The organism is Neobacillus sp. SuZ13, assembly GCF_030123365.1.
GTDB lineage: Bacteria > Bacillota > Bacilli > Bacillales > Cytobacillaceae > Neobacillus.
Genome location: NZ_CP126107.1, coordinates 4952234 through 4978455, shown reverse-complemented (window position 1 = coordinate 4978455; position 26222 = coordinate 4952234). Strand labels below are relative to the sequence as shown.

31 protein-coding genes and 2 riboswitches are annotated in these 26222 nt (G+C 40.0%); of the genes, 26 read left to right on the top strand and 5 right to left on the bottom strand.

Features of this window, described 5'->3' with window-relative positions:
* Positions 1-30: 30 nt before the first annotated feature.
* From QNH17_RS24730 to QNH17_RS24705, 6 genes are all read left to right on the top strand, one after another.
* The gene (locus QNH17_RS24730; protein ID WP_283875750.1) at positions 31-1815 is read left to right on the top strand and encodes an acyl-CoA dehydrogenase FadE; all 1785 of its coding nucleotides are present in this window, start codon (positions 31-33) and stop codon (positions 1813-1815) included.
* 195 nt (positions 1816-2010) lie between these two features.
* Positions 2011-2367, top strand: coding sequence for an arsenate reductase family protein (locus QNH17_RS24725; protein ID WP_283875748.1), 357 nt, complete (start codon positions 2011-2013; stop codon positions 2365-2367).
* Positions 2368-2444: 77 nt separating this feature from the next.
* A complete protein-coding gene (gcvH, locus tag QNH17_RS24720) occupies positions 2445-2828 on the top strand; it encodes a glycine cleavage system protein GcvH (protein ID WP_026567855.1) in 384 nt (127 codons plus the stop codon).
* Between the two features lie 107 nt (positions 2829-2935).
* Positions 2936-3175, top strand: coding sequence for a YusG family protein (locus tag QNH17_RS24715; RefSeq protein ID WP_283875746.1), 240 nt, complete (start codon positions 2936-2938; stop codon positions 3173-3175).
* A 142-nt stretch (positions 3176-3317) separates the two neighbouring features.
* Positions 3318-3674, top strand: a complete 357-nt coding sequence (locus QNH17_RS24710; protein WP_283875744.1) for a toprim domain-containing protein — start codon at positions 3318-3320, stop codon at positions 3672-3674.
* 7 nt (positions 3675-3681) lie between these two features.
* On the top strand, positions 3682-3990 hold the full coding sequence (locus QNH17_RS24705; RefSeq protein ID WP_283875742.1) for a thioredoxin family protein: 309 nt from the start codon (positions 3682-3684) through the stop codon (positions 3988-3990).
* A gap of 36 nt (positions 3991-4026) precedes the next feature.
* On the opposite strand, the gene QNH17_RS24700 is transcribed toward QNH17_RS24705, so the two are convergent.
* The gene (locus tag QNH17_RS24700) at positions 4027-4197 is read right to left on the bottom strand and encodes a hypothetical protein (RefSeq protein WP_283875741.1); all 171 of its coding nucleotides are present in this window, start codon (positions 4195-4197) and stop codon (positions 4027-4029) included.
* A 235-nt stretch (positions 4198-4432) separates the two neighbouring features.
* Between QNH17_RS24700 and QNH17_RS24695 the strand changes: the two genes are divergently transcribed.
* The 15 genes from QNH17_RS24695 to yunB all read left to right on the top strand — a co-directional run bounded on the left by QNH17_RS24695 (position 4433) and on the right by yunB (position 19578).
* Positions 4433-4792, top strand: coding sequence for a hypothetical protein (locus tag QNH17_RS24695; RefSeq protein ID WP_283875740.1), 360 nt, complete (start codon positions 4433-4435; stop codon positions 4790-4792).
* A gap of 82 nt (positions 4793-4874) precedes the next feature.
* A riboswitch (SAM riboswitch) is annotated at positions 4875-4985 on the top strand.
* A 68-nt stretch (positions 4986-5053) separates the two neighbouring features.
* Positions 5054-6370 carry an O-acetylhomoserine aminocarboxypropyltransferase/cysteine synthase family protein gene (locus QNH17_RS24690; RefSeq protein WP_283875739.1) on the top strand — a complete coding sequence of 439 codons (1317 nt, stop codon included), beginning with the start codon at positions 5054-5056 and terminating at the stop codon, positions 6368-6370.
* Between the two features lie 121 nt (positions 6371-6491).
* A riboswitch (SAM riboswitch) is annotated at positions 6492-6601 on the top strand.
* 169 nt (positions 6602-6770) lie between these two features.
* Positions 6771-7796: a methionine ABC transporter ATP-binding protein gene (locus QNH17_RS24685; RefSeq protein ID WP_283875737.1), complete on the top strand. Its 1026-nt coding sequence runs from the start codon at positions 6771-6773 to the stop codon at positions 7794-7796.
* Between the two features lie 34 nt (positions 7797-7830).
* Entirely contained in the window at positions 7831-8460 is a 630-nt protein-coding gene (locus tag QNH17_RS24680) for a methionine ABC transporter permease (protein ID WP_283879591.1), read from the top strand.
* 13 nt (positions 8461-8473) lie between these two features.
* Entirely contained in the window at positions 8474-9316 is an 843-nt protein-coding gene (gene metQ, locus QNH17_RS24675) for a methionine ABC transporter substrate-binding lipoprotein MetQ (RefSeq protein WP_283875735.1), read from the top strand.
* 380 nt (positions 9317-9696) lie between these two features.
* Entirely contained in the window at positions 9697-10482 is a 786-nt protein-coding gene (gene sufC, locus QNH17_RS24670) for a Fe-S cluster assembly ATPase SufC (protein WP_026567865.1), read from the top strand.
* 21 nt (positions 10483-10503) lie between these two features.
* Positions 10504-11814 carry a Fe-S cluster assembly protein SufD gene (gene sufD, locus QNH17_RS24665; RefSeq protein ID WP_283875733.1) on the top strand — a complete coding sequence of 437 codons (1311 nt, stop codon included), beginning with the start codon at positions 10504-10506 and terminating at the stop codon, positions 11812-11814.
* Positions 11814-13043, top strand: coding sequence for a cysteine desulfurase (locus QNH17_RS24660; protein ID WP_283875732.1), 1230 nt, complete (start codon positions 11814-11816; stop codon positions 13041-13043). The genes sufD and QNH17_RS24660 overlap by 1 nt, the downstream gene beginning before the upstream one ends.
* Positions 13033-13470: a Fe-S cluster assembly sulfur transfer protein SufU gene (gene sufU, locus QNH17_RS24655; RefSeq protein WP_283875730.1), complete on the top strand. Its 438-nt coding sequence runs from the start codon at positions 13033-13035 to the stop codon at positions 13468-13470. Before QNH17_RS24660 ends, sufU begins: the two co-directional genes overlap by 11 nt.
* 94 nt (positions 13471-13564) lie before the next feature.
* Positions 13565-14962 carry a Fe-S cluster assembly protein SufB gene (sufB, locus tag QNH17_RS24650; protein ID WP_283875729.1) on the top strand — a complete coding sequence of 466 codons (1398 nt, stop codon included), beginning with the start codon at positions 13565-13567 and terminating at the stop codon, positions 14960-14962.
* Positions 14963-15250: 288 nt separating this feature from the next.
* Positions 15251-16096: a DUF72 domain-containing protein gene (locus tag QNH17_RS24645; protein ID WP_283875728.1), complete on the top strand. Its 846-nt coding sequence runs from the start codon at positions 15251-15253 to the stop codon at positions 16094-16096.
* A gap of 21 nt (positions 16097-16117) precedes the next feature.
* Entirely contained in the window at positions 16118-16939 is an 822-nt protein-coding gene (locus QNH17_RS24640) for a sulfite exporter TauE/SafE family protein (protein WP_283875727.1), read from the top strand.
* A 7-nt stretch (positions 16940-16946) separates the two neighbouring features.
* Entirely contained in the window at positions 16947-18293 is a 1347-nt protein-coding gene (locus QNH17_RS24635; RefSeq protein WP_283875726.1) for a bifunctional metallophosphatase/5'-nucleotidase, read from the top strand.
* Positions 18294-18364: 71 nt separating this feature from the next.
* Positions 18365-18667 carry a YunC family protein gene (locus QNH17_RS24630; RefSeq protein ID WP_283875724.1) on the top strand — a complete coding sequence of 101 codons (303 nt, stop codon included), beginning with the start codon at positions 18365-18367 and terminating at the stop codon, positions 18665-18667.
* Between the two features lie 119 nt (positions 18668-18786).
* Positions 18787-19578: a sporulation protein YunB gene (gene yunB, locus QNH17_RS24625; protein WP_283875722.1), complete on the top strand. Its 792-nt coding sequence runs from the start codon at positions 18787-18789 to the stop codon at positions 19576-19578.
* 21 nt (positions 19579-19599) lie between these two features.
* On the opposite strand, the gene QNH17_RS24620 is transcribed toward yunB, so the two are convergent.
* Positions 19600-20598 carry a M23 family metallopeptidase gene (locus tag QNH17_RS24620; protein ID WP_481858546.1) on the bottom strand — a complete coding sequence of 333 codons (999 nt, stop codon included), beginning with the start codon at positions 20596-20598 and terminating at the stop codon, positions 19600-19602.
* 201 nt (positions 20599-20799) lie between these two features.
* Here QNH17_RS24620 and lipA point away from each other — a divergent pair, with 201 nt between their 5' ends.
* Positions 20800-21717 carry a lipoyl synthase gene (gene lipA / locus QNH17_RS24615; protein WP_283875720.1) on the top strand — a complete coding sequence of 306 codons (918 nt, stop codon included), beginning with the start codon at positions 20800-20802 and terminating at the stop codon, positions 21715-21717.
* A 36-nt stretch (positions 21718-21753) separates the two neighbouring features.
* Here the strand turns inward: lipA and QNH17_RS24610 are convergent, their stop codons facing one another.
* Positions 21754-22392, bottom strand: a complete 639-nt coding sequence (locus QNH17_RS24610; protein ID WP_283875718.1) for a YhcN/YlaJ family sporulation lipoprotein — start codon at positions 22390-22392, stop codon at positions 21754-21756.
* A 124-nt stretch (positions 22393-22516) separates the two neighbouring features.
* On the opposite strand from QNH17_RS24610, the gene QNH17_RS24605 reads away from it, so the two are divergent.
* Positions 22517-22783 carry a YutD family protein gene (locus QNH17_RS24605; protein ID WP_395947805.1) on the top strand — a complete coding sequence of 89 codons (267 nt, stop codon included), beginning with the start codon at positions 22517-22519 and terminating at the stop codon, positions 22781-22783.
* Positions 22784-22810: 27 nt separating this feature from the next.
* Here QNH17_RS24605 and QNH17_RS24600 read toward each other — a convergent pair whose 3' ends face one another.
* On the bottom strand, positions 22811-23101 hold the full coding sequence (locus QNH17_RS24600) for a cytosolic protein (protein ID WP_283875717.1): 291 nt from the start codon (positions 23099-23101) through the stop codon (positions 22811-22813).
* A 57-nt stretch (positions 23102-23158) separates the two neighbouring features.
* Positions 23159-23425: a DUF3055 domain-containing protein gene (locus QNH17_RS24595; RefSeq protein WP_283875716.1), complete on the bottom strand. Its 267-nt coding sequence runs from the start codon at positions 23423-23425 to the stop codon at positions 23159-23161.
* A 191-nt stretch (positions 23426-23616) separates the two neighbouring features.
* On the opposite strand from QNH17_RS24595, the gene QNH17_RS24590 reads away from it, so the two are divergent.
* The 3 genes from QNH17_RS24590 to QNH17_RS24580 all read left to right on the top strand — a co-directional run bounded on the left by QNH17_RS24590 (position 23617) and on the right by QNH17_RS24580 (position 26210).
* Entirely contained in the window at positions 23617-24909 is a 1293-nt protein-coding gene (locus tag QNH17_RS24590) for an EAL domain-containing protein (protein WP_283875715.1), read from the top strand.
* 29 nt (positions 24910-24938) lie between these two features.
* Positions 24939-25376 carry a DUF86 domain-containing protein gene (locus tag QNH17_RS24585; protein ID WP_283875713.1) on the top strand — a complete coding sequence of 146 codons (438 nt, stop codon included), beginning with the start codon at positions 24939-24941 and terminating at the stop codon, positions 25374-25376.
* 69 nt (positions 25377-25445) lie between these two features.
* Positions 25446-26210 (top strand): TIGR01457 family HAD-type hydrolase, encoded by a 765-nt coding sequence (locus QNH17_RS24580; protein ID WP_283875711.1) that lies wholly within the window; start codon positions 25446-25448, stop codon positions 26208-26210.
* The last annotated feature ends 12 nt before the right edge of the window (positions 26211-26222 follow it).

Here is a 26222-nt window from a genome sequence, read left to right as displayed (position 1 = left end):
CTTTCTAATCAAGATTAGGAGGAATAAATAATGACAAACCAAACAGAAAAAGTCATTAAAGGCGGAAGCTTTTTGATAGAAGATATTTCATATGAGCGGCTATTTACTCCAGAGGATTTTACTGAAGAGCATTTAATGATTGCGAAAACGGCAGAAGACTTTGTGGAAAAAGAAGTGGTCCCACAGCTGGAACATTTAGAAAATCATGAGTTTGATCGTACGGTAAAACTTCTTAAAAAAGCAGGCGAACTTGGCCTTTTAGCGGTAGATGTACCTGAAGAATATGACGGCTTAGCCTTAGATAAGATTACTTCCTCTCTTTTGACAGAGAAAATGGCTGGAGGGGGCGGATTCTCCCTCTCACACGGAGCACACGTCGGAATTGGCTCGCTGCCAATCGTGTTATTCGGAAATGAGGACCAAAAGCGCAAATATTTACCTGCACTTGCATCAGGCGAAAAACTTGCTGCTTATGCCTTAACAGAACCAGGGTCTGGTTCGGATGCCCTTGGTGCTAGAACAACGGCTAAATTAAATGCGGCAGGCACGCATTATATTCTAAACGGGGAAAAACAATGGATTACCAATGCTGGTTTTGCAGATGTATTCGTTGTTTATGCCAAGATCAATGGCGAGCAATTTACTGCTTTTATCGTTGATAGAGATCTCCCAGGCGTTTCTACTGGGGCGGAAGAGAAGAAAATGGGCATTAAAAGTTCTTCCACTCGGACGCTCATTTTAGAAGATGTTCCTGTACCTGTTGAAAATTTATTAGGCGAAATTGGTAAAGGTCATGTAATTGCTTTTAACATCCTAAATATTGGTCGTTATAAGTTGGCGGTTGGAAGTGTCGGCGGCTCTAAAAAAGCATTCGAATTAACCGTTAAATATGCTAATGGCCGTCAGCAATTCAAAACACCGATTTCGCAATTCAATTTAACAAAAGAAAAATTTGGAACGCTAGCCTCTGAAATCTATGCGGCGGAAAGCTCGGTTTACCGTACGATTGGTCTATACGAAGACAACCAAGGCAAACTGACAACTGAGCAAGAAAAGGACATTAAATTAGTTGCGAATTCGATTGCCGAATATGCGATTGAATGTTCACTGAATAAATTCTTCGCCAGTGAAGTATTAGCCCATGTAACAGATGAAGGTGTTCAAATACATGGTGGATATGGCTTCATGCAGGAATATCCAATTGAAAGAGCTTATCGTGATGCACGGATCCAACGTATTTTTGAAGGGACCAACGAAATTAACCGTCTGTTGGTGCCAGGCACCTTATTGAAAAAAGCCTTCAAGGGTGAGCTGCCATTATTCCAAAAAGCGATGGCCCTGCAAGAGGAATTAATGATGTTAATGCCAGAAGAGCCTGGTGACGAACCGCTTGCACAAGAAAAATACCTTGTGAGAAATGCGAAGAAAATCGCTCTATTAGCAGCTGGTTTAGCTGCCCAGAAATTTGGCAAAGCACTTGAAAAAGAGCAAGAAGTGTTAGCCAATATCGCTGACCTAATTTCTAACGTGTATGCAATGGAATCCGTTGTGCTTCGTACGGAAAAAGCAATCGCGAAAACTGGATTAGAGAAGAACAAGCAAAAACTTCTGTATACACAAATCTATTGCCAAGAAGCTTTTAATCAACTTGAAGCGATTGCGAAAGAAACATTAGTTGCAGTCGAACAGGGCGATACCCTCCGGATGATGTTATCGTCACTTCGCAAATTTACGCGTCATACTCCGATTAATGTGATAGCGAAAAAACGTGAAGCAGCCGATGTGATCATCGAAGCAGAGCGCTATATCGTGTAATGAAACCAGGCTCCCTTTCGATTAGAAAGGGAGCCTAAATTTTTATTGTAGAATAGGAAGGAATTTTAAAAAATTAGTCGAATTTTATTAAGTGGAACATTTTTTTTGCATTAGGATTTTGAAAAACGTTATGATAATATTCAAGTGACGTTTAGACAAGTCAAAGATTTTTACGGGAAAGGGCGGTGATAATGAATGTCACTGACTTTTTATTGGTATCCAAAATGCGGCACATGTCGAAACGCGAAGAAATGGCTGGATGCCCATCAGCTTTCCTATGAAGAAGTACATATTGTGGAACATCCTCCAAGTCGTGAGGTGTTGCAGGATCTTTATCAAAAAAGCGGACTGGAATTAAAGAAATTCTTTAATACAAGTGGTATGAAATACCGTGAATTAGGTATAAAGGATAAAATGAAGTCTGCAACTGAGGAAGAACTGCTCGAATTACTTGCTTCCGATGGCATGTTAATCAAACGCCCAATTTTAACGGATGGCGAGCGTGTCACCGTAGGTTTCAAGGAAGAAGAGTTTGAAAAAATGTGGCGATAAGCCGGCTCTTCATCACTATGGAAATCGATTTATTTCGATGATAGATTTTTTAGAAAAAACAATGGAGGGATTTAGCGATGAGTACACCAAAAGAATTACGTTATTCAGAAGAGCATGAATGGGTAAAGGTTGAAGGAGAAAAGGTCCGCGTTGGGATTACTGCTTTTGCACAACATGAACTAGGAGATATCGTTTTTGTTGAGCTTCCAGAAGTGGGCGATGAAGTAACTGCTGACGAACCATTTGGAAGTGTTGAGTCTGTAAAAACGGTTTCTGAGCTTTATGCACCTGTCAGCGGTAAAGTCGTGGAAGTGAATGAAGATTTAAGCGACAGCCCTGAATTTGTAAACGAATCACCATATGAAAAAGCATGGATGATCGTAATTGAATTATCAGACAGCAGCGAACTTGATAAGCTTATGACAGCTGAACAATATGAAGAAATGATAAAAGAAGACTAATTACTAGGGAAAGGCACCTTGTCAAGGTGCTTTTTCTCTTAATTTCCCACTTTTTCTTCTACTATTTTTGGGAAACTTATAATAAATATATTGAAGAGGGTGGGAGCATGACATTAAAGCAGCAAAGAATAGACGTAACCGACCGGGTAATAGGCAAAATGAAAAATGGAGAAATGGAACTGTTTCTAGATAATACGCCAATTGGAAAAATGAAACTGACAGACCACATGCAAGTGGAATTAGAACATCATTTTGAAGTAGAACAGCAGAAGATCTATCAACATGTGACATCAACAGAAGGCTCGGATGCTAAATATACTGATTGTGATGATGGCGGCTGGTGCTAACTATATAGCTTGAGTCTATAGTCATAGGCCTATTTTTTCAAAAGACAATAATGATAAGGTTAACATAGTCAGAAGAAGGCACACGTAATCAATATTTTAGAATATGTTAACATAAAACAACTTCTAATACAGGTGATGGATGATGAATGATTCGTATGTTGACAAAGTTCTTATTGTCGAAGGAAAGTCGGATAAAAATAAAGTGAAAAAAATTGTGAAGGAACCCGTTGAAATCATTTGTACCAATGGGACCATCAGTATTACAAAATTGGATGAATTGATTGATTTTCTTGAAGATAAGGATGTCTATATTCTTGTCGATGCTGACTTCTCCGGTGAGAAACTTCGCAAGCAATTAAAGCGCGAATTACCGCAAGCTGAACATTTATATATCGACAGGATGTATCGCGAGGTAGCGACCGCACCAGTGCACCACTTAGCCACCGTTCTATTAGGTGCAAATATTGATGTGCATACTGAATTTTTAGAAATGAGTTAAAAGATATATGAACGAATGGAATCGAAGCCAATTATCTGCCTTTATTGAAGGGAAGGCAAATGGATTAGTGTATTTCTACACACCAATGTGCGGGACCTGTCAGGTTGCTTCAAAAATGCTCCAGGTCATCGAGGAACTTGTAGAGGTAGATATGGGTAAAATGAACCTAAACTTCTATCCAGACCTTGCTAGGGAATATGAAATTGAAAGTGTTCCTTGCCTGTTATTGGTCGAAGCTGGAGAGGTAAAGGAAACACTCTACGCCTTTCACTCTGTTCCATTTTTGCTTGAAAAAATAAAGCAGCAGATATTATAAGAGCAGATGCGAGATGCATCTGTTTTTTTATGGGAATCAAGCTTTACGGACAAGCTTCTCTGTCCATGCATCAAACATAACCTCGCCCTCATACCCCGTCACGAGGTTATGATAGCGGTGTTTCTCTTTACTTGTTAATTTCATTCGCAAATTTAAAGATCTTAAAATTTTTATTTCATCCGATTCAATCCGAGGTTTATAACACATAATCCACATCCTTTTCATCTAGAATAAATAAATATTACAAAATTCCACCCCCTTTGAAACCAACCAGTTATGACCAATTTCCAACACTTTCAAAAACACCATCCATCCGACATATTTCTCAGGAAATCCTCTCACCACTGCCTTACCAAAGTAGATAATTGTCGACTAATTTAAAGAGGATTTCAGGCCTATGTCCTGTATAGTAAATATAAGAGCGTAGACCGGAGTGGTGGAAATGATAGAGGTATTGGAAACCTTTCAAATAGCAATCAAACAGCAAGGACATTTACTGCCGTTACTTGAGCATATTCAAACAAGAGTGAATTTAATTTGTGAACAAAATACCTATCAAATCATCATAAAGGATAGAGAAGTTTTCATTCTTTATGATAGCGTGGAGACACCTGCGAGATCCGAAATTCGTGGGGACCTTCATGCCATGAAGCAGCTGCTTACAGGAGAAGAAAGGCTGCGAGCACTTGAACGCAACGGCCTTCTAAGTATATCGGCCCCCATCCGCACAACATTATTGCTAGAGTCTATCTTCTATTTAACAAAAACGCAGGGTAATATTGCAAAAATTACAAATTTTTAATCAAACCTATTGACTCGGAATTAAAATTTAGATACCATTGGAATTAGAATATTTAACCAATTATTACAACTTAATCTATACATTCTTATCGAGAGTGGCGGAGGGACTGGCCCTTTGATGCCCAGCAACCGGTTTACTATATAAATAACACGGTGCTAAATCCAGCAGAGCAAACAGCTCTGGAAGATGAGGAGAGTGAACCCCCTCTTCTACGAAGCGGGGTTTTTTGTATGGTGTGTTGTCAAAAAAGGAGGAAGCAAATTGAGTGAAAACCAGAAGAAGTATCGTTTTGAAACATTAAGTGTCCATGGTGGCTTAACTCCAGACCCGGTAACAGGGGCTCGCGCTGTGCCGATTTATCAAAACAATGCTTACCAATTTAAGAATACTGAACATGCTGCAAACCTCTTCAGCTTAGCAGAAACTGGATACATATATACACGAATACACAACCCAACGACCACTGTATTTGAAGAAAGAGTCGCATTATTGGAAGGCGGTGTTGGGGCCCTAGCGGTTGCGAGTGGAATGGCTGCTATTACTCTTGCCATTTTAAATATTGCTGAGGCAGGTGATGAAATTGTTTCGGCTTCCAACCTCTATGGCGGCACCTATAACTTATTTGCAGTGACCCTTCCGAAATACGGAATTAATGTGAAATTTGTTGATCCGGAAAATCCAGAAAACTTCCGCCAAGCCATCACTGCCAAAACAAAAGCTGTTTTTGCGGAAACGATTGGTAACCCAAGCCTGCGCATCCTCGATATTGAAAAGGTAGCTGAAATTGCTCATGAAGCAGGTGTTCCACTAATCGTTGACAATACTTTTGCCACTCCATACCTTTGCCGGCCAATTGAACATGGAGCAGATATTGTCATTCATTCCGCTACAAAGTGGTTATTAGGGAACGGAACGACAACGGGCGGAATTATTGTTGACGGCGGGAAATTCGATTGGAATTCTCCTAGATTCCCGGGCTTTACAACACCAGACGCAAGCTATCATGATCTTGTTTATGCAGAAGCCTTAGGTGCAGTCGCTTATATTATCAAAGCTCGTGTCCAATTGCTGCGTGACCTGGGACCGGCATTAAGTCCGCAAAATTCCTTCCAGTTTGTTCTGGGGCTTGAAACACTACATGTCCGTATGAAAGAGCATGTCGCGAATACTAAAGAAGTCGTCAATTACTTAACCAATCATCCTGCAGTTGAATGGGTTTCCTATCCAGGGCATCCATCCCATCCAGATTATGAACTAGCGAAAAAGTATTTACCAAAAGGTGCGGGTTCTATGGTGGTATTCGGAATTAAAGGCGGAAAAGAAGCAGGGGCTAAATTAATTGATTCCATCACACTTTGGGCGCATGTGGCCAATGTTGGCGATGCAAAAAGTTTAATTATTCATCCAGCTAGCACCACTCATCAGCAATTAGATGCCCAAGGCCTGATAGCTGCAGGTGTAACAGAGGATTTAATACGCCTATCCATCGGTATCGAGAATGTAGAAGATCTTATTGAAGACCTAGAATCGGCGATTGTTTCTGCAACAGGTTTAACTTCATTAAACGTTAATGCCTAAAACTTATTTTTCCCAATATGAAATTATTTTCATTGACACTCCTTTTTATCCGTGATACGATAACTTTTGTAATATAGTTACTTAAATAAATTAACGTGTTAATTGAATATAGGAATTGATACTCTTATCAAGAGAGGTGGAGGGATGTGCCCGATGAAGCCCGGCAACCGTCAATATTTATTATTGAAATGGTGCCAATTCACACAAAGCGTTTGCTTTGGAAGATGGGAGAAAGGATTATTATTTATGATGCCTTTCTGCCTGCGCAGAAAGGCTTTTTATTTTGATGAAATAGAATCTTTTCGTTAAAAAAGTCAAACCCTATATTAGAATAAATGGTATATTACAAGAAAAATCTTTCAGAATTTTAAGGTAAATTGGATAAAAAGCAGGTGATACAATGATTTCTATAAAAAGTGTTCAGAAGATTTTTCCTTCTAAACAAGGTCAGTTAAGGGCCGTTGATGATGTTAACCTTGAGATTCAAGAAGGTGAAATTTTCGGGGTAATTGGTTACAGCGGTGCTGGTAAAAGTACATTGATCAGAATGTTAAACGGTCTGGAACTGCCAACCAGTGGAACCGTAACCGTTGCTGGCCGCGTGGTTTCAAAAATCAAAGGTGCTGAACTTCGAAAGGCTCGGCAAGAGATCAGTATGATTTTTCAGCATTTTAACTTACTGTGGTCAAGAACCGTTAGTGAAAATATTGCTTTTCCATTAGAAATTGCAGGCATCAAAGGTCCTGAGCGCCAAAAAAGAGTAAGTGAACTAATTAAATTAGTCGGTCTGGAAGGAAGAGAAAATGCTTATCCTTCCCAGTTAAGCGGCGGTCAGAAACAGCGTGTCGGGATTGCCAGGGCGCTTGCCAACAATCCGAAAGTACTTCTTTGTGATGAAGCTACTTCTGCCCTCGACCCACAAACTACCGATTCTATTTTGGAGTTGTTAGTTGATATTAATAAAAGACTCGGTCTGACCATTGTTCTCATCACCCATGAAATGCATGTAATCCGTAAGATTTGTCATCGGGTTGCCGTCATGGAAAGTGGAAGGGTCGTCGAACTTGGACAAGTATTAGATGTATTCAAAAATCCACAGCAGTCGATTACGAAACGATTTGTCCAGCAGGTGACTGAACCAGAAGAAACAAAAGAGACAGCGGAACATTTAATAGAACGTTATCGTTCCGGTCAAATTGTTCAATTAACCTTTATTGGGGAATCTGTTGAACAGCCGATCATTACAAATGTCATTCGCCATAATAACGTGACAGTTAATATCTTGCAAGGGAAGATTTCGCAAACCCAAAGCGGGTCCTATGGAACCTTATTCATTCATATTGATGGGGACGAAGCAGAAGTCAATAAAGCAGTCGACTATATTCGTTCACAGCAAGTAGGAGTGGAGGTGGTTACAAGTGAATAGTAAACCGTATTTCGAAGATTTTGATTGGCCGGCGATGTGGGAAGCAACCAGACAAACACTTTACATGACAGGGATTTCCGTTGTTGCCACATTTATACTGGGTATCCTGCTGGGGTTGTTGTTATTTCTTACCTCAAAAGGAAGCCTGTGGAGTAATAAACCCATTAATGTCGTCATTAGCGGCGTAGTGAATATATTCCGTTCCATCCCATTTATCATATTAATTGTATTATTAATCCCGTTTACAACGATACTTTTTCGAACCATGATTGGTGAAAATGCTGCATTGCCAGCATTGATAATTGGGGCTGCGCCATTTTATGCACGGATGGTGGAAATTGGCCTCAGGGAAATTGATAAAGGCGTTATTGAAGCAGCAAAGTCAATGGGTGCCACAACTGGGACGATCATTTGGAAGGTTCTTTTACCAGAATCGATGCCAGCGCTGGTCTCTGGGATAACCGTAACCGCGATTGCTCTTGTTGGTTACACAGCAATGGCAGGTGTAATTGGAGCAGGAGGTTTAGGAAGTCTCGCTTTCCTCCAAGGATTTCAACGCAACCAAAACGATGTAACCTTAGTCGCAACCATCATCATTTTAATTATTGTGTTTATCATTCAGTTTATCGGTGATTTTATCACTTCAAAATTAGATAAAAGATAAAGGAGAGGTCAAGATGAAAAAATTATTAAGTTTATTGTTAGCATTATCGATTGTGTTTGTTGTCGCAGCTTGTGGCAAGTCGGAGGAAAAATCAGAGGGTACTACTGGTAACGAAGCAAAAACAACTAAACTAGTTGTCGGAGCATCTAACGTTCCCCATGCTGAAATCCTTGAACAAGCAAAGCCGCTTTTAAAAGAAAAAGGTATTGACTTAGAAATCAAAACATTCCAAGACTATGTGTTACCTAATAAAGCCTTAGCTTCAAAAGAACTTGACGCTAACTATTTCCAACACATCCCATACTTGGAATCACAAAATAAAGAGAATGGTTATGGCTTTGTGAACGCTGGCGGTATCCATATCGAGCCAATTGGTGTTTATTCTAAAAAATATAAAAAGCTAAGTGATCTTCCAAAAGGTGCACACTTAATCATGAGCAACTCAGTAGCTGACCACGGCCGTCTTCTTTCTTTACTTGAAAAAGAAGGAGTTATCAAATTAAAAGAAGGCATTGATAAAACAAAAGCAGAATTGAAAGATGTTGTTGAAAATCCTAAAAACCTAAAGTTTGATACAAATTATGAAGCAGCTTTACTACCAAAAATCTATAACAATGGCGAAGGCGACGCTGTACTTATCAATTCTAACTATGCGATTGATGCTGGCTTAAACCCTGTTAAAGATTCCATTGCCATTGAAGACAAAGAATCACCATACGTAAACGTGATTGCTGTCCGTAAAGGTGATGAAAATAAAGAATCAATTAAAGCATTAGTTGAAGTTCTACATTCAAAAGAAATCCAAGACTTCATCCTAAAGCAATACAAAGGTGCCGTTGTACCGGTCTCTGAATAAGTTATAAGTAGGAAGAAAGTCAGTGTGGAAACACTGGCTTTTTCTTTGCTGCTGTCTAAAGCGGTATACATTTATAACGTTTCATTGGGTAAAAATAGAAAGACCATTAGACCTGAATTCCATTGGCAAAAAGTAAAAAAATGAGGTATGATTTTACTCGGGTGAATTCTTCCTAAATAGAATTAGTCTGAATTTTCATTAAAAGTCACTTTTCATTCTCATTTGGTACTAGCTTAATGAAAACAGATGTTATGTTTTTACTGTTTTAGAGTTGCTAATACATTTCATTTGTTATAAGATTGGAATGAGAATAAAATGAGAATAGGGTTATCAAATGACCCGATTACATGATACAACACTTTCTCTTTGGAGGTATAGATATGGCTGGATCAACGTTAACGATTAAAGATTTACATGTAGCAATTGATGGGAAAGAAATTTTAAAAGGTGTTAACCTTGAAATAAAGGGTGGAGAAATCCACGCAATCATGGGACCAAATGGAACAGGTAAATCCACTTTATCTTCTGCTATTATGGGCCATCCAAAATATGAAGTAACAAGCGGATCTATCACTCTAGATGGACAAAATGTCCTTGAAATGGAAGTGGATGAGCGCGCGCGTGCTGGACTATTCTTAGCAATGCAATATCCAAGTGAAATTAACGGCGTGACAAATGCCGATTTTTTACGTTCAGCACTAAATAGCCGCCTAGGTGAAGGAAATGAAATTTCATTAATGAAGTTTATCCGTAAAATGGATAAGCAAATGGAATTCCTTGAAATGGACCTTGATATGGCACAACGTTATTTAAACGAAGGCTTCTCCGGCGGTGAGAAAAAACGTAACGAAATCTTGCAATTAATGATGTTAGAACCAAAAATCGCGATCCTAGATGAAATTGACTCCGGATTAGATATCGATGCTCTAAAAGTAGTCTCAAAAGGAATCAATGAAATGCGCGGCGAAGATTTCGGATGCTTAGTGATTACACACTATCAACGACTTTTAAACTATATCACTCCAGACCATGTGCATGTAATGATGCAGGGCCGTGTTGTAAAATCAGGCGGACCTGAACTAGCACAACGCTTAGAAGCTGAAGGATATGACTGGATCAAACAAGAACTTGGAATTGAAGATGAAACAGTTGGGCAAGAAGCGTAAGAGAGGGTTAGGAGGATTACAATGACAACAGAAATCAAATTATCATTTGATCAGGAAAATGTTCGCTCTTTTTCAAAAGAAACAAGCGAGCCTGCTTGGTTTGAGGAGCTCCGTCTTAAGGCATTAGCTGATTTTGAACAGCTTCCAATGCCAAGACCTGATAAAACAAAGATTGATAAATGGAACTTCACCCAGTTCACTCAACATACGGTAACAAGTGCTCCCATCACTTCTCTTGCTGAATTACCAGAAGAAGTAAAAGCCTTAATTGACATGGAAGCCGAAAATAAAAATTTATATATTCAACGCAATCAAACTCCAGCTTTTTTATCTTTATCTGAAGAACTAAAAAGCCAAGGTGTTATATTTACAGATATTTTTACCGCTGCGAAAGAACATGGTGACGTCCTGAAAAAGTATTATCTAACTCAGGCCATCAATGCCGATGAACATCGCTTAACAGCTCTAAATGCGGCCCTTGTTAACGGAGGAGTTTTCTTATACATTCCGAAAAATGTAGAAGTTTCTGAACCTATACAGGCAGTGTTTGTGCAAGATGATGCCGAGGCGAATTTGTTTAACCACGTAATTGTTGTTGCTGAAGATAATAGTACGGTGACATATGTTGAAAACTACATTTCAACTGTGGAAACTTCTAATGCATTAGTTAATATTTTGACTGAAGTCATTGCGAATGTTAACGCGAGCGTAAGGTACGGTGCTGTTGATACCTTGGCTAAAGGTATTACTACGTATGTAAATCGTCGCGGCGTTGCTGGCAGAGATTCCAAAATTGAATGGGCCCTTGGTTTAATGAATGAAGGGAATACTATTTCAGAAAATACGACTAACCTACTTGGCGATGGTTCGTCGGGCGATACAAAAACAGTGGTTGTCGGACGTGGCGACCAAACACAGAACTTTACCACAAAGGTAGTTCACTTCGGAAAACATACCGTAGGAAATATCTTGAATCATGGTGTTGCTAAGGATAGTGCTACATCGATTTTTAATGGAATTGGTAAAATTGAGCATGGTGCATCTAAATCGGATGCAGAGCAAACATCCCGTGTTCTGATGCTAAGTGAAAAAGCACGTGGCGACGCCAACCCAATTCTTTTAATTGATGAAGATGATGTTGTAGCTGGTCACGCAGCATCTGTAGGTCGAGTTGATCCTGTTCAACTTTATTACTTGATGAGCCGCGGAATTCGTAAAGAAGAAGCTGAACGCTTAGTTATTCATGGATTCTTAGCTCCAGTAGTTAATCAACTGCCGATTGAAGGAGTAAAGAAACAGTTAACTGAAGTAATTGAAAGGAAAGTGCGCTAATGAATATCAGGGATATTCGCGCACAATTTCCAATCTTAGATCAAGAAGTCAATGGGAAGCCATTAGTATACTTGGATAGTTCTGCAACATCTCAAAAACCCATCCAAGTAATCGAGGCGATTGAAAAATATTATCGTGAAATCAATTCCAATGTCCATCGTGGTGTGCATACACTAGGAACAAGAGCAACTGATGCTTACGAAGGTGCAAGGGAAAAGGTTCGTAAGTTTATCAATGCCAAGTCTATTCAAGAAGTGATTTTTACAAGAGGAACAACAACCGCTCTTAATACCGTAGCAGCAAGCTATGCGGCGGCGAATTTAAAAGCAGGCGATGAAATCGTCATTACGTATATGGAGCACCATAGTAATATCATTCCGTGGCAGCAAGTTGCGAGACGAACTGGTGCTCAATTGAAATACATTCCATTACAAGAAGATGGAACCATTTCACTCGATGACGTTCGTGCAACCATTACTACCAACACAAAAGTAGTCTCTGTTATGCAAGTATCCAACGTCCTTGGCGTCATTAATCCAGTGAAAGAGATTGCGCAGATTGCCCATGAAAACGGAGCAATTATGGTCGTCGACGGAGCACAAAGTGCGCCGCATATGAAGATTGATGTTCAAGATTTAGATTGTGATTTTCTTGCTTTTTCAGGACATAAAATGTGCGGTCCAACAGGCATTGGAGTCCTTTATGGAAAAAAACATCTGCTCGAAAATATGGAACCAATCGAATTTGGCGGCGAAATGATTGATTTCGTGCAATTGTACGAATCAACATGGAAAGAACTGCCGTGGAAGTTCGAAGGCGGTACACCAATCATTGCTGGGGCCATTGGTCTTGGCGCTGCCATCGACTTTTTAAATGAAGTGGGCTTAGACCAGATTGCCGAGCATGAACATCAACTTGCTGCATATGCTTTAGAAAAAATGGCAGCAGTTGAGGGAATGACTATTTATGGTCCACTTGACCCAGCGAAGCGGGCAGGACTGGTTACCTTTAATATCAGTGATGTTCATCCTCATGATGTGGCAACTGTTCTAGATGCAGAAGGAATTGCGGTTCGTGCTGGACATCATTGCGCCCAGCCGCTAATGAGATGGTTAAAAGCCTCAGCGACAGCTCGTGCCAGTTTTTACCTGTATAATACAGAAGATGATATAGATAAACTTGTTGAAGGACTTGTTAAAACAAAGGAGTATTTCAGCGATGTCTTCTAATTTAGATAATCTTTACCGTCGGGTGATAATGGACCATTATAAAAATCCACGTAATCGTGGCGTTTTAGATGATGGCAGTCTGACGATTAATATGAATAACCCAACATGTGGGGACCGGATTCAACTGACTCTTAAGGTGGTTGATGGAATCGTGGTTGACGCAAAGCAAGAAGGCGAAGGCTGTTCGATTTCCATGTCATCCGCATCAATGATGACCCAGGCGATTAAAGGGAAAACAATTGAAGAAGCGTTAAAACTTTCAACAATCTTTTCTGACATGATGCAAGGCAAAGAGTATGACGAAGATATCGATTTAGGTGATATCGAGGCACTTCAGGGTGTAGCTAAATTCCCAGCCCGCATCAAATGTGCAACCTTAGCTTGGAAAGCAATGGAAAAGGGATTGAAAAACGAGGAAAAAGAATAAAATGAAGAAAACGCGGTTGGGAGAGGGCCATGATTCAGCCTCAGCGCCTGAAATAAAGGCGTTTCCGCTTTTCTAAGAATGGAGGAACACGACGATGGCGAAAAAAATGCCGGAAATCGGTGATTATAAATATGGTTTTGCCGATAAAGACGTTTCCATATTCCGATCTAAGCGTGGTTTAACATCTGAAATAGTAGAAGAAATTTCTAAATTGAAGAATGAACCACAATGGATGTTAGACTTCCGTTTGAAGTCGCTTGAGCATTTTTACAAAATGCCAATGCCACAATGGGGCGGCGATCTGAACGCATTAAACTTTGATGAAATTACTTACTATGTAAAACCATCTGAGAAATCCGAGAAGTCTTGGGATGAAGTACCGGAAGAAATCAAGGCTACTTTCGATAAACTAGGAATTCCTGAAGCGGAGCAAAAGTACCTTGCTGGGGTATCTGCTCAGTATGAATCTGAAGTAGTTTATCACAATATGAAGGAAGAACTTGAAGATTTAGGTATTGTCTTTAAGGATACAGATTCAGCTTTAAGGGAAAATGAAGATATTTTCCGCGAACACTGGGCAAAGGTTATCCCGCCAACAGACAACAAATTCGCAGCTCTTAATTCGGCTGTTTGGTCTGGCGGCTCGTTCATCTATGTACCACCGGGTGTGAAAGTGGATACGCCATTACAGGCATATTTCCGAATTAACTCAGAAAATATGGGTCAATTTGAACGTACGTTAATCATTGTTGATGAAGGCGCCCATGTGCATTATGTTGAGGGTTGTACAGCACCAGTTTATACAACCAACTCTCTGCACAGTGCCGTCGTTGAGATTGTGATTAAAAAGGATGCATACTGCCGTTATACAACGATTCAAAACTGGGCGAACAACGTCTTCAACCTGGTTACTAAGCGTGCGGTTTGTGAAGCTAACGCGACAATGGAATGGATTGATGGCAACATCGGTTCGAAATTAACCATGAAGTATCCAGCCGTTATTTTAAAAGGTGAAGGCGCACGTGGGATGACACTTTCTATCGCGATTGCTGGTAAAGGTCAACACCAAGATGCAGGTGCAAAAATGATTCACTTAGCACCAAATACATCATCAACGATCGTTTCGAAGTCCATTTCTAAGCATGGCGGTAAAGTAACTTACCGCGGTGTCGTTCACTTCGGTCGTAAGGCAGACGGTGCCCGTTCTAATATCGAATGTGATACATTAATCATGGATAACAAGTCGACATCAGATACGATTCCTTATAATGAGATCTTAAACGATAACATCTCACTTGAGCATGAAGCGAAGGTTTCTAAGGTTTCTGAAGAGCAACTCTTCTACTTGATGAGCCGTGGGATTTCAGAACAGGAAGCAACTGAAATGATCGTTATGGGCTTTATCGAGCCGTTTACAAAAGAATTACCAATGGAATACGCCGTTGAAATGAACCGTCTTATCAAATTCGAGATGGAAGGCTCTATTGGTTAATAGTTTTAATTAAAAACCCGCTTGCCAAGGATGGCAGGCGGGTTTTTTGTGCTGGTGATTGGGGAAACTCTCAGATAAGGTCAATTTACTCTCGATAGCCACATAACTTGCGAAAGGCGTGACTTTACTGGCGGATGGCGCCACAACACTGGCGGAAAGCGCCACATTACTAGCGAAAGCATAAAACACTTGGAGGATATCACCCCAATACTGGCGACAATCATCTTTTCAAAAATTACCACCTTTCAAAAATGGTTATGCTATTATTAATAGTTGGAGGTGAGTTTTTTGATCTATATTGGCGTAACGGGCTGGGGCGATCATGATAGCTTATATCCAGGTCAGATATCCTCACGGGATAAGCTAAAAGCCTATGCAGGCCATTTTCCGATTGTTGAAGTAGATTCGGCATTTTATGCGATTCAGCCGAAAAGAAATGCGGAAAAGTGGGTCAATGAAACACCGACTAGCTTCCAGTTTATCGTCAAAGCCTACCAAGGAATGACCGGACATATGCGCGGAGAAATTCCGTTTGAAAATAAACAAGCGATGTTTAGAGCTTTCAAAGAATCGCTCGAGCCTTACATAGAAACCAATAAATTAGCCATGACCCTCTTTCAATTTCCACCCTTGTTTACGTGTACGAGAGAAAATGTCCAATACCTAAGATGGTGCAAGCAGGAAATGGGGGATATCCCATCTGCATTAGAATTCAGACACCAATCCTGGTTTGCCCCCCAATATCGTCAAAAAACCATTGAGTTTATGACGGAAGGAAAATGGATCCATAGCATTTGCGATGAACCACAATCAGGAGAAGGGTCCATCCCAACGGTCCTGCAATCTACCACCCCTGAGAAGGTCCTCGTCCGCTTTCATGGCCGTAATTTTCATGGCTGGCAAAAACGAGTCGGAGTGGATTGGCGCGAGGTTCGGTATCTATACCGCTATAACCAAAAAGAGTTAGAAGAATGGGCAAACTCCATTCAAGAATTAGCCAAAGAATCGAAAGATATCTATCTCCTTTTTAACAACAATTCTGGCGGAGATGCAGCTGATAATGCAAATGAAATGATCAATCTTTTGCAGCTCGAATACAAGGGGCTTGCTCCACGCCAGTTGGATCTACTATAAAAAGTTAGGAGAAGGAATAACATGGAATGGATCATAATCGTAATTATCGGTATACTCGGAAGCTCATTAGGCTCGCTCATTGGTTTAGGTGGCGGGATTGTAATTGTTCCCTCATTACTTTATTTATCAACACTGTCAGCCTTTGGGCATGTAACACCACAGGTCGCGGTGGGAACCTCCCTTTTTACGATGATTTTTACAGGACTTTCTTCCACCTTAGCGTATATGAAACACAAGACCATTGATTATAAAAGCGGCTTGATTTTCTTGATTGGCAGCGGTCCCGGAAGTATTTTGGGCGCGTGGGTAACAGAAGGATTACAGATGAAGGCCTTTAATATCTTTTTCGGATTATTTATTATTTTTGTTTCGATTATCTTATTACTAAAAGATAAATTAAAGCCATTACCATATAAGAAGGACCGGGGAATCGTCCGTACGTTTACCGATAATCGAGGGAATACCTTAGAATATGGATATAATCCAGTTATGGCCGTTCTGATTGCCTTTGTTGTGGGTTTTATATCAGGGATTTTCGGGGTGGGCGGCGGCTCCTTACTGGTTCCAACGATGATTTTGGTTTTCTTTTTTCCGCCTCATGTAGCTACGGCAACATCGATGTTTATGATATTACCAACCTCATTACTTAGCTCGATTACGCACATTACCTTAGGAAATGTTAACTGGATGTACGCACTGGCATTAGTTCCAGGGGCATGGATTGGAGCTCAAATAGGTGTTTATTTAAACACAAGACTTAAGAGTAAAACGATTGTCTTAATTTTACGGACGATCCTCATTGTTGTTGGGATTCGTTTAATTTATCAAGGAATTTTTGGGTAGGTACAGAATGGAAACCATACATATTTATCATACAAATGATGTCCACAGTCACATAGAAAATTGGCCGCGTATTAAGCAATTCCTAGCTGATAAAAATGAAGTCCATCAGAAAAAGGATGAGGATGTGTTTCTCTTTGACATTGGCGATTTTATTGACCGTTGGCATCCCTTCACTGAGGCTACTAAGGGAAAAGGAAACATCGACCTTTTAAATGAAAGCCAGTATACAGCGGTAACAATCGGGAATAACGAAGGTGTTAACCTTCCCTATAACGACTTAAATACGCTTTATGAACATGCTCAGTTTGATGTATTATTAGCAAACCTTTATCAGCCCAACGAAGGATATCCTACCTGGGTAAAGCCATATAAGGTATATCATACGAACAAGGGAACGAGGGTGGGGGTCATCGGTCTAACCGCACACTTTGCCCATCTGTATGGATTATTAGGATGGAAGGTGACCGAACCAATCAACGAACTAAAGAAATGGCTGGAACCATTAAAAGCTGAATCGGATATCATTATTCTACTTTCCCATCTCGGTCTGAATGAAGATGAATCGATTGCAACTGAATTTCCTAATATTGATGTCATCTTAGGCTCACACACCCACCACTTTCTTGAAAAAGGAAAGTTCGTAGGTAATACCCTCCTTGGAGCGGCTGGAAAGTATGGACAATTTGTGGGGCACATCACACTCAGTGTAAACGAAGAAAAAACAATTACAAATAAAGAAGCCATTCTTTATGACACGGAAGAACTGCCAATGGTTCACAATGAGCAGGAACTAATAGACGCATATCTTTCCAAAGGAAAAGCCTTATTAAATCAAAAAGTAACGACCTTAAAAACACCACTTAAAACCGACCTGTTTCAGGAAACGGAATTTTCCCGAATGCTCAGCAGGTCGTTAAGGGAATGGTGTCAAACCGATTGTGCGATGATTAACGCGGGACTCCTCTTAGGCTCTTTAGAGGATGATGTTACGGTATACGATTTGTTAAAGATCTGCCCGCATCCGATAAATCCATGTGTAGTTGAACTGACTGGTCTTGAATTAGAAAAGGTATTGTGGGAATCAAAAAATGAAGAGTTAGTCCATAGACACATTAAAGGTCTTGGATTTAGAGGGACCCTACTAGGAGTATTTGTCTACGACCAAATTAGCTTCCATGATGAAATCATCCTCGTAAATGGAATGCATTTGGAACATAAACGCAAATATAGTTTGGCTCTTCCGGATATGTTCACATTTGGCCACTTTTTCAAAGAGGTACTGCCATATAAGGAAAAGAAATATTTCTTACCGGAATTTCTTCGCGATATCTTAAAGTGGAAATTACAAAGGTAATCATAGCCCATAAACACGCTTTTTCATTTCTAATCATAATGTGATAGAGAGGAAAGGAGTGTGGGGAATCTGTGGTTGATCTTTTACCCATTAATATAAATGGACATATGTTTATCGGTGTTTCAGTTTTACTTCCGAAAACAACCTTGCTATCGGTCTCAAATGATAAAGGGTATATCATGTGTGGCGCCTTAGACGTAGGGCTGTTAAACGAAAAGCTAAAGGACCGCAAAATAATTGCAGGCCGTGCTGTCGGAGTAAGGACCATTGAACAGCTTCTGAATGCCCCGTTAGAGTCTGTTACTGTTGAAGCAGAGGAATTAGGCATTCACCCTGGCATGATTGGCAGAGACGCATTATTAAAAATGATCTAAAAAGCTTGCTAGAGACAGCAAGCTTTTTTCTATTGTTGCCATTACCCAATATTTTTAGGTACATTTTTAGGCTAGTTCCTCTTTTTAAAGCATACATATAGCTTGAAGGGGTGATTTTCTTGGCGAAGTTTCGCAGACGGCGACCTAAAAAGGGACCGTTGCCTTTCCGTTATGTCATGCTATTGACGTTTGTTTTTTTTCTGTTTTCTACCGCGACTGGATTATGGCTTGTAAATAAGGGTATTGAACCTACCTTGATGAGAATTGCTACTTCTGAAACCCGAAATATTGCTTCATTAGTCATCAATAAGGCGATCACAAAACGGACAACTGATACAGGGGAAGACAATGAAGTCATTGTGATTCTGCCTAGTGAAAATGGAAAGGCGTCAAATGTGAAGCTCAATACAGTTTATATAAACCGGGTCTTAGCGGAAACAACCGCACAAATTCAAAAGAACCTGAAAGCAGCCAAAAAAGGTGATCTTGCCTCACTGGAGCAGTTAACCGATGTAGAAATAGAAACTCAAAATTCAAATAAGGAAGACGGGATTATTTGGTACGTCCCGCTTGGCCAAGCAACCAATATTTCATTATTAGGAAATATAGGACCGAAAATTCCGGTTAAGTTTCATGCAATTGGTGAAGTGGAGCCAGATGTTAAAATTGAAACGAAAGAAGTAGGGATTAATAATACCTGGGTCGATGTTTCGATTCATATTGAAGTCTCTGTCCAAATCATCACTCCGTTTGCTACAAAGATCACCAAACTGACACAAAGTATCCCCGTGGATGGTTCGCTCATCCAAGGAGATGTTCCGCAATTTTATAATGGCGGCGGCGGGATTACCCCATCAATTCAACTTCCTGATAAACAGGCAGACGTGAAGAAATCAGATACGAAAAAATAGGACGTTCCACAGTGGAAGGTCCTATTTTTTACGTGCATTCATCCGTTCCATCCGCTTCCATTTGGCTAAATGCGGGTAAGGATCAAAAGACCATTCGGTGACACCGTTGTCTTTGTACATCCCGTAATGTAAATGGGGAGGGAATTTTCCTGAGGTTCCAGGAGGGCCATAACCAGAACTTCCTACACCGCCAATTAGCATTCCTGGCTCAACCACTTGACCGATTTTTAAATCCTTAGCAAAACCGCTTAAGTGGGCGAAGTAATGATACGTATTATTAATATCGCGAATACCGATTCTCCAGCCACCAAACTTATTCCAGCCTTTCATTTCAACAATCCCATAGTTTGTTGCTCGAACAGGAACGCCGTAACCAGCAAAGATATCAGTACCTTCGTGTATCCTTCGGCCGCCCCAGCCTCGGGCAGACCCCCACGTGCTCCGGTAACTGTGATTACTGCGAATTGGGACAGGAAATACTTGAGTATCTAAGTCAATCCGACCGAAATGCCGATATATTTTTGCTTTTCCAGCAATGATACTAACCGTTTTATCACGATGATAGTAATTCCATAAGCCGATTTTTATATTATCATGATCGACACCGTATGATAGGAGATATTTTGCAAACGCATAGAGGACATCCTCATCATTTTTAGCACTTGCCTTCCCATCCCCATCTCCATCTACACCTTTTCCATCAAAAAATTGAATCGTGGCTGGGTTTTCTTCCAAAGGATTTGGATTGGTTAATCCAGACCATTCTTCTGGGCGAAAATAGATGCCGATCACACTATCTGGTTTAGGTAAGTCTTTGCGGACCTGGCGGATGCTTCTTTCGTATTGATCAATGGCCGCTAAATAGTACCAAGGAATTTGTGTAACGGTTTCCACCTTCTTATAAAGCTTCATTCGTTCTTGGTATGGATTCGGTTCATTTGCCGCGGCACAAACGTCCGTAACAGCCAATGAAGTGCTAAAGAATAAAAGAAAAGTTCCCAATAATAGAACAGCCCGCACAAGAATCCTCCTTCCAATTAATGTACAAGGTTAGTTTATGTTTTCTAAACCATTTCATTATGGTTAATAAATGGTAAACAATATTTTTTGCTGATGGAACAGTTCATCATGATAATATAACCCGATATGCTTGTCGTTATTTTTTTAGTATGTTAAAGTGACAATGAGGATCCATTTCTAGCTTCAAGGGGTGTAGCATTAATGAGTAAGAAAGAAGATATTTTACGAAAACCGGATTGGTTAAAAATAAAACTGAACACAAATGAGTCCTATACGGGCTTGAAGAAAATGATGCGTGAAAAAAACCTTCACACGGTTTGTGAAGAAGCACGCTGCCCTAATATTCATGAATGCTGGGCAGAGCGACGTACGGCTACTTTCATGATCCTTGGTGATACATGTACACGCGCATGCCGTTTCTGCGCAGTTAAAACTGGATTGCCAACAGAGTTGGATTGGCAAGAACCTGAAAGAGTGGCGGACTCCGTTCAATTGATGAACTTAAAACATGTCGTGGTCACCGCAGTAGCCCGTGATGATCTTAGGGATGGCGGAGCAGCTGTTTTTGCCGAAACAGTCCGAGCTATTCGCCGCAAAAATCCATTTACAAGTATTGAAGTTCTTCCATCTGATATGGGTGGGAAAGAAGAAAATTTACGTCTGTTAATGGATGCAAAACCTGATATCTTAAATCACAACATCGAGACGGTTAAACGGATGACCCCTAGAGTAAGAGCTAGGGCGAAATACGATCGTTCCCTTGAATTCCTCCGTCGTGCTAAAGAAATGCAGCCGAATATTCCAACAAAATCGAGTTTAATGGTTGGACTTGGGGAAACAAAGGAAGAAATACTTGAAGTGATGGATGATTTAAGAGCAAATCACGTCGATATTATGACTATTGGTCAATATCTACAGCCGACAAAAAGTCATCTCAAGGTTGAAAAATATTATAGCCCAGATGAATTTAAAGAATTACAGCAAATTGCATTAAGCAAAGGCTTTAGTCATTGTGAAGCAGGCCCGCTAGTTCGGTCCTCCTATCATGCTGACGAGCAAGTGAACGCAGCAGCGAAACACAAGCAAATGCTTGGGGAAGAAAATGCTCAAGAAGCTTAAAAAAAAGAGTTCAGTCAAGTCGACTGAACTCTTTTTTTATCGATTGTCTCTACCGATATTGTCGTCCGCAGTTCGCCCATTTTCATCCTCACTTGCATTTATCCGCTGCCCCTGCGGTGATTTTTTCATCTGTGTGATTAGCCCATTGACCAGATTACGGGCATTTCGGCTTGTGGAATCAACGTTTGCCAAATTTTCTACATCTCTCCTTAACACTGTATTGTCAGTAACATAGACATGGTAATACCTTGGAACGACGGACATTGCTGTTTTTTTCACTTGATCTGCAGTCAAATTACGGTCTTTTGAATCGGTATTATAAGCAATTAACACTTCTTGGTCTGTGACAAGTGTGGATACATCACTTACATTGGGAATATCTGTACTTAATTTACTTATAATATTGGCCGCTTGTTCACGGTCTAATGCAGAATAATGGTCATTAGCCGTATTATCGTTCATTAGCGGACTTTTTTGATGACGGACAAAGCCGTAATTGTTACTCACATTACGCATCCCACGGCTTGCTCCTTCATTGTAGAGGTCATGCCTTTTATTGTTGACATTAATGGTATTTCCGCTTTCTTCATAGACATCTCGGTTGCTCATATCCTTAGTACAGCCTGTTAGGGCCGTTACCGTGCATAATCCCAAGATGATAACTAATTTTTTCATTTGAAACACCTCCTTTTCTTAGAATAGCCAATAAGGTGATTTTTTTTCTTAGTAATTGATGGGGAATCGGTTATAATGGGTAGTAGGAATTAGCTGGCAAAAGAGGTGAAATATCTTGATAATAATGAACAACGCCGTTTATGAAATCGTCCAAGAACACCGAAACGGATTTAACGAAGAAGCCCTTAAAGCAAGATTTAGTGATATTTTAACAAGATATGATTATGTAGTGGGGGACTGGGGATATGGACAACTCCGATTAAAGGGGTTTTTCGATGACCAAAACCAAAAAGCTACATTCGATACAAAAATTAGCACGCTAAGTGAATATCTGTATGAATACTGTAATTTTGGCTGTGCCTATTTTGTCTTGAAAAAAGTGAAAAAATAAAAGAAGGGCCAAGTTGCTGGCCCTTCTTTATGTTGACTCTGTATAAGGCGGCTGTTGATCTGTTTCTGAATCATCATGGGTCGGATGCGCCCCGTCCATTTGCCGAGGAAGATCTTGATGAAGGGTTTTATTTTCATAATTAAAGGCACTGTAAGGCCGTTGCCCTTCTTTCCATGGTGTGCTTTTGTTCTCAACTGGTTCGTCTTGACGAATGGCTGAACCAAAAGGACCTTCTGGAAATTCTTCCGCTGTAAGAAAGTTCCTTTGTTTTTCAACATTGGATAAATCCGTGTACTTTTCTTCTTCATTTTTTGTCATGCTTACGCCCCCTTTAGCACTATTATTTTCAAAGGGAGCGTAATTCATGACGAACCATTACACTAATTCCATTAAAAAGGATCTTAATTCCTCCGCTTCTTCCTCATTTAATTGAAATGCGAATTCTAAATATCCTTCCTCTTGCAAATCATCTAAGCCAATAATTGCAAAACGGCTTCCTTGCATATCAAGAACTAGATGTTTTCCATAATGACGGTCACTTTGAACAATCGCTAAATCAAAGCGCTGATTTTCACCAACGAAGCTGACAAATCTTGTTTTTGTATTTTCTGTATCATCGTATAAGAAAAAGCGTTCTTTCATTTAATGGTCTCCTTTAATAAAAATAGATATTTTTAGACATCTTCTATATAGTAACAAATAAAACCAATCAAGGGGAGTAAAGATTTTTACACAATTTTCAAAGTTTTTATCAATCGAAAAACGCGAAGGCTGTCAAATTATGTTACAATAAATTTGAATTCTCGAAAGTTGTTACCGAGAGGAATGATTGAATGATCCGTCGTTACATGGAAAAGGTCAAAAATGTAATGCAATGGGGAAAGATTTTATTACCTCTTTCGTCTATACGTTTTTATCCTCCTCCATTCATTTTACGTAACCCTGTATTGGAAGGGGTAACATCTGCCATGAACAATGGACATGAAGTGGCTGTGATGGTTTTTAATTTAAAGGATATGAACGAAATATCAGCACAATTGGGTCAATATAAGTATGAACAATTGCAAAAGCGCATCAAAAGACTCTTTCGGATGACCATTGAACAGCAAATTGACAAGGAAGATATCATTACGCTCCATGATCATTACAATGAGGGCCTGACTCTGTTTATAAAGATTGGATATATTCAGCAGTCCCTTTCTGAAATTAATACGATCATGGGTAAAATAATACATAACGTGGAAAAAAGCCTTCATCCACTTTACCCGTCCCTCGAGCCTGAATTTGAATCAGGATATATGTTTGTTGAAAGGAAGAACTACTCTATCATGCATTCGGTCGAAAGTGCCCGGCGGCAGGCTTTTGCCATGTCAGAAAAAAGGGTTAAATTGGGATGGAATGAGATGGTTTATTCTATGAAACAAATTATTTCAAAGAAGGAAATTAAGTTATTAGCACAGCCAATAATTGATGTGTCTACAAAAGAAGTAAGGGCTTTGGAAATGCTCACACGAGGACCTGCTGGAACGATGTTAGAGAACCCGGGATTGCTTTTTTCAGTTGCGAGGCAAACTGGAATGCTTTATGATCTTGAACTGCTTGTCATCGAAAAAGTATTCGAGCAAATCAAGGCAACCAGATGCAAACAGAATATCTTTATCAATTGTACTCCATTAACACTTGGGAATATTCGATTTACAGGTGATTTAAAAAAACTAATCCAGCAATATCCTAGGATTTCTCCCCAACAGATTACAATTGAAATAACTGAAAATGATTCAATCGACGGCTTAAAGAATTTTATCTATAATATAAAGATGCTTCGTTTAATGGGATATAAAATTGCTATGGATGATACTGGGTCGGGGTATTCTAGTTTGAGTAGTATCAGTGAAATCATGCCGGATATTATTAAAATCGATCGTTCAGTTATTTCTAATATTGATAAAAATTCAGTTAAAGAATCTATGTTACAAGGGTTAATGCTGATTGCGAAAGAAGCAGGGTCACTCGTGGTCGCAGAAGGCATTGAAAACGAGGAAGAAGCATCAGTGCTAAAGAGAAATAATGTTGACTTAGCCCAAGGATTCTTCTATGCCAGGCCATCCGCGCTTGCAAAAATATAACATCTTAGAAAAATGGAGAGTGTGCTCAAATGTATTTTGTTGATCGAGAAAAAATTGAAGAGATACTGAAATTTTTAGAAATGCAAATTCAACTATTCTTAAGCCAAAAAGAGTGGTCCAACCCACTTGAAAAGGCAGCTCTAGAGCGTGTAAACCATATGATGATTGAGTCCGTTTTGGATGTCGGAAATGCAATGATTGATGGGTTTATTATGCGCGACCCAGGCAGTTACGAAGACATCATTGATATCTTAATGGATGAAAGAGTTATTTCATCTGAAACGGGAAGTAGTTTGAAAGTCCTGATTCAATATCGGAAAATGCTTGTCCAATCTTATACGAATGTTAATCATCACGAACTTCAAGAGATGTTTACAAAGCATTTACATGAGTTAGGGAATTTTGCTTCCAATGTTCGTGAATATCTTACCACCGAGTTAGGACCAGTTTCAGCGTTTAGAAACTGATAAAATATTAAGACCGTTATGCGCGGTCTTTTTGTTATATATGGAAAAAAACTTTTTGGAGTGAGAGATATGAAAAATTACAAAGGTTATTTAATTGATTTAGATGGAACCATGTATAAGGGATCAGAGAGCATTGAAGCCGCATCTGACTTTGTGAAGAAACTTCGGGATCAACAGATACCCTATCTTTTTGTTACAAACAATTCCTCAAGGACACCAGCACAGGTTGCTGATAAGTTGACTCAGTTTGACATCCCAGCGGAAGAAAAGCAGGTATTCACAACAAGCCAAGCGACGGCCAACTATATTTATGAACGAAAGAATAATGCGCGCATTTATGTGATTGGGGAAGAGGGGATACGGACAGCAATAGAGGAAAAGGGGCTGCAATTTGCAGGAGAAGATGCTGAGTTTGTCGTGGTAGGAATTGACCGGGAGATCAGTTATGAAAAATTGACAGTTGCCTGTTTGGCCGTCCGCAACGGTGCGACGTTCATTTCCACTAATGGAGATATCGCAATCCCTACAGAGAGAGGCTTGGTTCCAGGGAATGGTTCACTAACATCCGTTATTACCGTTTCTACTCAAACCAAACCGATTTTTATTGGCAAACCGGAAGCAATCATCATGGAACAGGCTTTAAAGGTACTTGGAACACCGAAAGAAGAGACATTGATGGTCGGGGATAATTATGATACGGATATTTTAGCAGGCATGAATGCCGGGATGGATACATTACTAGTACATACAGGGGTAACGACAAAAGAACTGCTTTCCGGCTATGACCGGATGCCAACTTACACGATTGATTCCTTAGATGAATGGGAAATTTAAAAGCGGAAGCGC

Bases quoted from the DNA above. Each gene is read 5' to 3' on its own strand.
- QNH17_RS24730 (WP_283875750.1), top strand. From the start codon at position 31: ATGACAAACCAAACAGAAAAAGTCATTAAAGGCGGAAGCTTTTTGATA.
- QNH17_RS24725 (WP_283875748.1), top strand. From the start codon at position 2,011: ATGTCACTGACTTTTTATTGGTATCCAAAATGCGGCACATGTCGAAAC.
- gcvH (WP_026567855.1), top strand. From the start codon at position 2,445: ATGAGTACACCAAAAGAATTACGTTATTCAGAAGAGCATGAATGGGTA.
- QNH17_RS24715 (WP_283875746.1), top strand. From the start codon at position 2,936: ATGACATTAAAGCAGCAAAGAATAGACGTAACCGACCGGGTAATAGGC.
- QNH17_RS24710 (WP_283875744.1), top strand. From the start codon at position 3,318: ATGAATGATTCGTATGTTGACAAAGTTCTTATTGTCGAAGGAAAGTCG.
- QNH17_RS24705 (WP_283875742.1), top strand. From the start codon at position 3,682: ATGAACGAATGGAATCGAAGCCAATTATCTGCCTTTATTGAAGGGAAG.
- QNH17_RS24700 (WP_283875741.1), bottom strand. From the start codon at position 4,197: ATGTGTTATAAACCTCGGATTGAATCGGATGAAATAAAAATTTTAAGA.
- QNH17_RS24695 (WP_283875740.1), top strand. From the start codon at position 4,433: ATGATAGAGGTATTGGAAACCTTTCAAATAGCAATCAAACAGCAAGGA.
- QNH17_RS24685 (WP_283875737.1), top strand. From the start codon at position 6,771: ATGATTTCTATAAAAAGTGTTCAGAAGATTTTTCCTTCTAAACAAGGT.
- QNH17_RS24680 (WP_283879591.1), top strand. From the start codon at position 7,831: ATGTGGGAAGCAACCAGACAAACACTTTACATGACAGGGATTTCCGTT.
- metQ (WP_283875735.1), top strand. From the start codon at position 8,474: ATGAAAAAATTATTAAGTTTATTGTTAGCATTATCGATTGTGTTTGTT.
- sufC (WP_026567865.1), top strand. From the start codon at position 9,697: ATGGCTGGATCAACGTTAACGATTAAAGATTTACATGTAGCAATTGAT.
- sufD (WP_283875733.1), top strand. From the start codon at position 10,504: ATGACAACAGAAATCAAATTATCATTTGATCAGGAAAATGTTCGCTCT.
- QNH17_RS24660 (WP_283875732.1), top strand. From the start codon at position 11,814: ATGAATATCAGGGATATTCGCGCACAATTTCCAATCTTAGATCAAGAA.
- sufU (WP_283875730.1), top strand. From the start codon at position 13,033: ATGTCTTCTAATTTAGATAATCTTTACCGTCGGGTGATAATGGACCAT.
- sufB (WP_283875729.1), top strand. From the start codon at position 13,565: ATGGCGAAAAAAATGCCGGAAATCGGTGATTATAAATATGGTTTTGCC.
- QNH17_RS24640 (WP_283875727.1), top strand. From the start codon at position 16,118: ATGGAATGGATCATAATCGTAATTATCGGTATACTCGGAAGCTCATTA.
- QNH17_RS24635 (WP_283875726.1), top strand. From the start codon at position 16,947: ATGGAAACCATACATATTTATCATACAAATGATGTCCACAGTCACATA.
- lipA (WP_283875720.1), top strand. From the start codon at position 20,800: ATGAGTAAGAAAGAAGATATTTTACGAAAACCGGATTGGTTAAAAATA.
- QNH17_RS24610 (WP_283875718.1), bottom strand. From the start codon at position 22,392: ATGAAAAAATTAGTTATCATCTTGGGATTATGCACGGTAACGGCCCTA.
- QNH17_RS24605 (WP_395947805.1), top strand. From the start codon at position 22,517: ATGAACAACGCCGTTTATGAAATCGTCCAAGAACACCGAAACGGATTT.
- QNH17_RS24600 (WP_283875717.1), bottom strand. From the start codon at position 23,101: ATGACAAAAAATGAAGAAGAAAAGTACACGGATTTATCCAATGTTGAA.
- QNH17_RS24595 (WP_283875716.1), bottom strand. From the start codon at position 23,425: ATGAAAGAACGCTTTTTCTTATACGATGATACAGAAAATACAAAAACA.
- QNH17_RS24590 (WP_283875715.1), top strand. From the start codon at position 23,617: ATGATCCGTCGTTACATGGAAAAGGTCAAAAATGTAATGCAATGGGGA.
- QNH17_RS24585 (WP_283875713.1), top strand. From the start codon at position 24,939: ATGTATTTTGTTGATCGAGAAAAAATTGAAGAGATACTGAAATTTTTA.
- QNH17_RS24580 (WP_283875711.1), top strand. From the start codon at position 25,446: ATGAAAAATTACAAAGGTTATTTAATTGATTTAGATGGAACCATGTAT.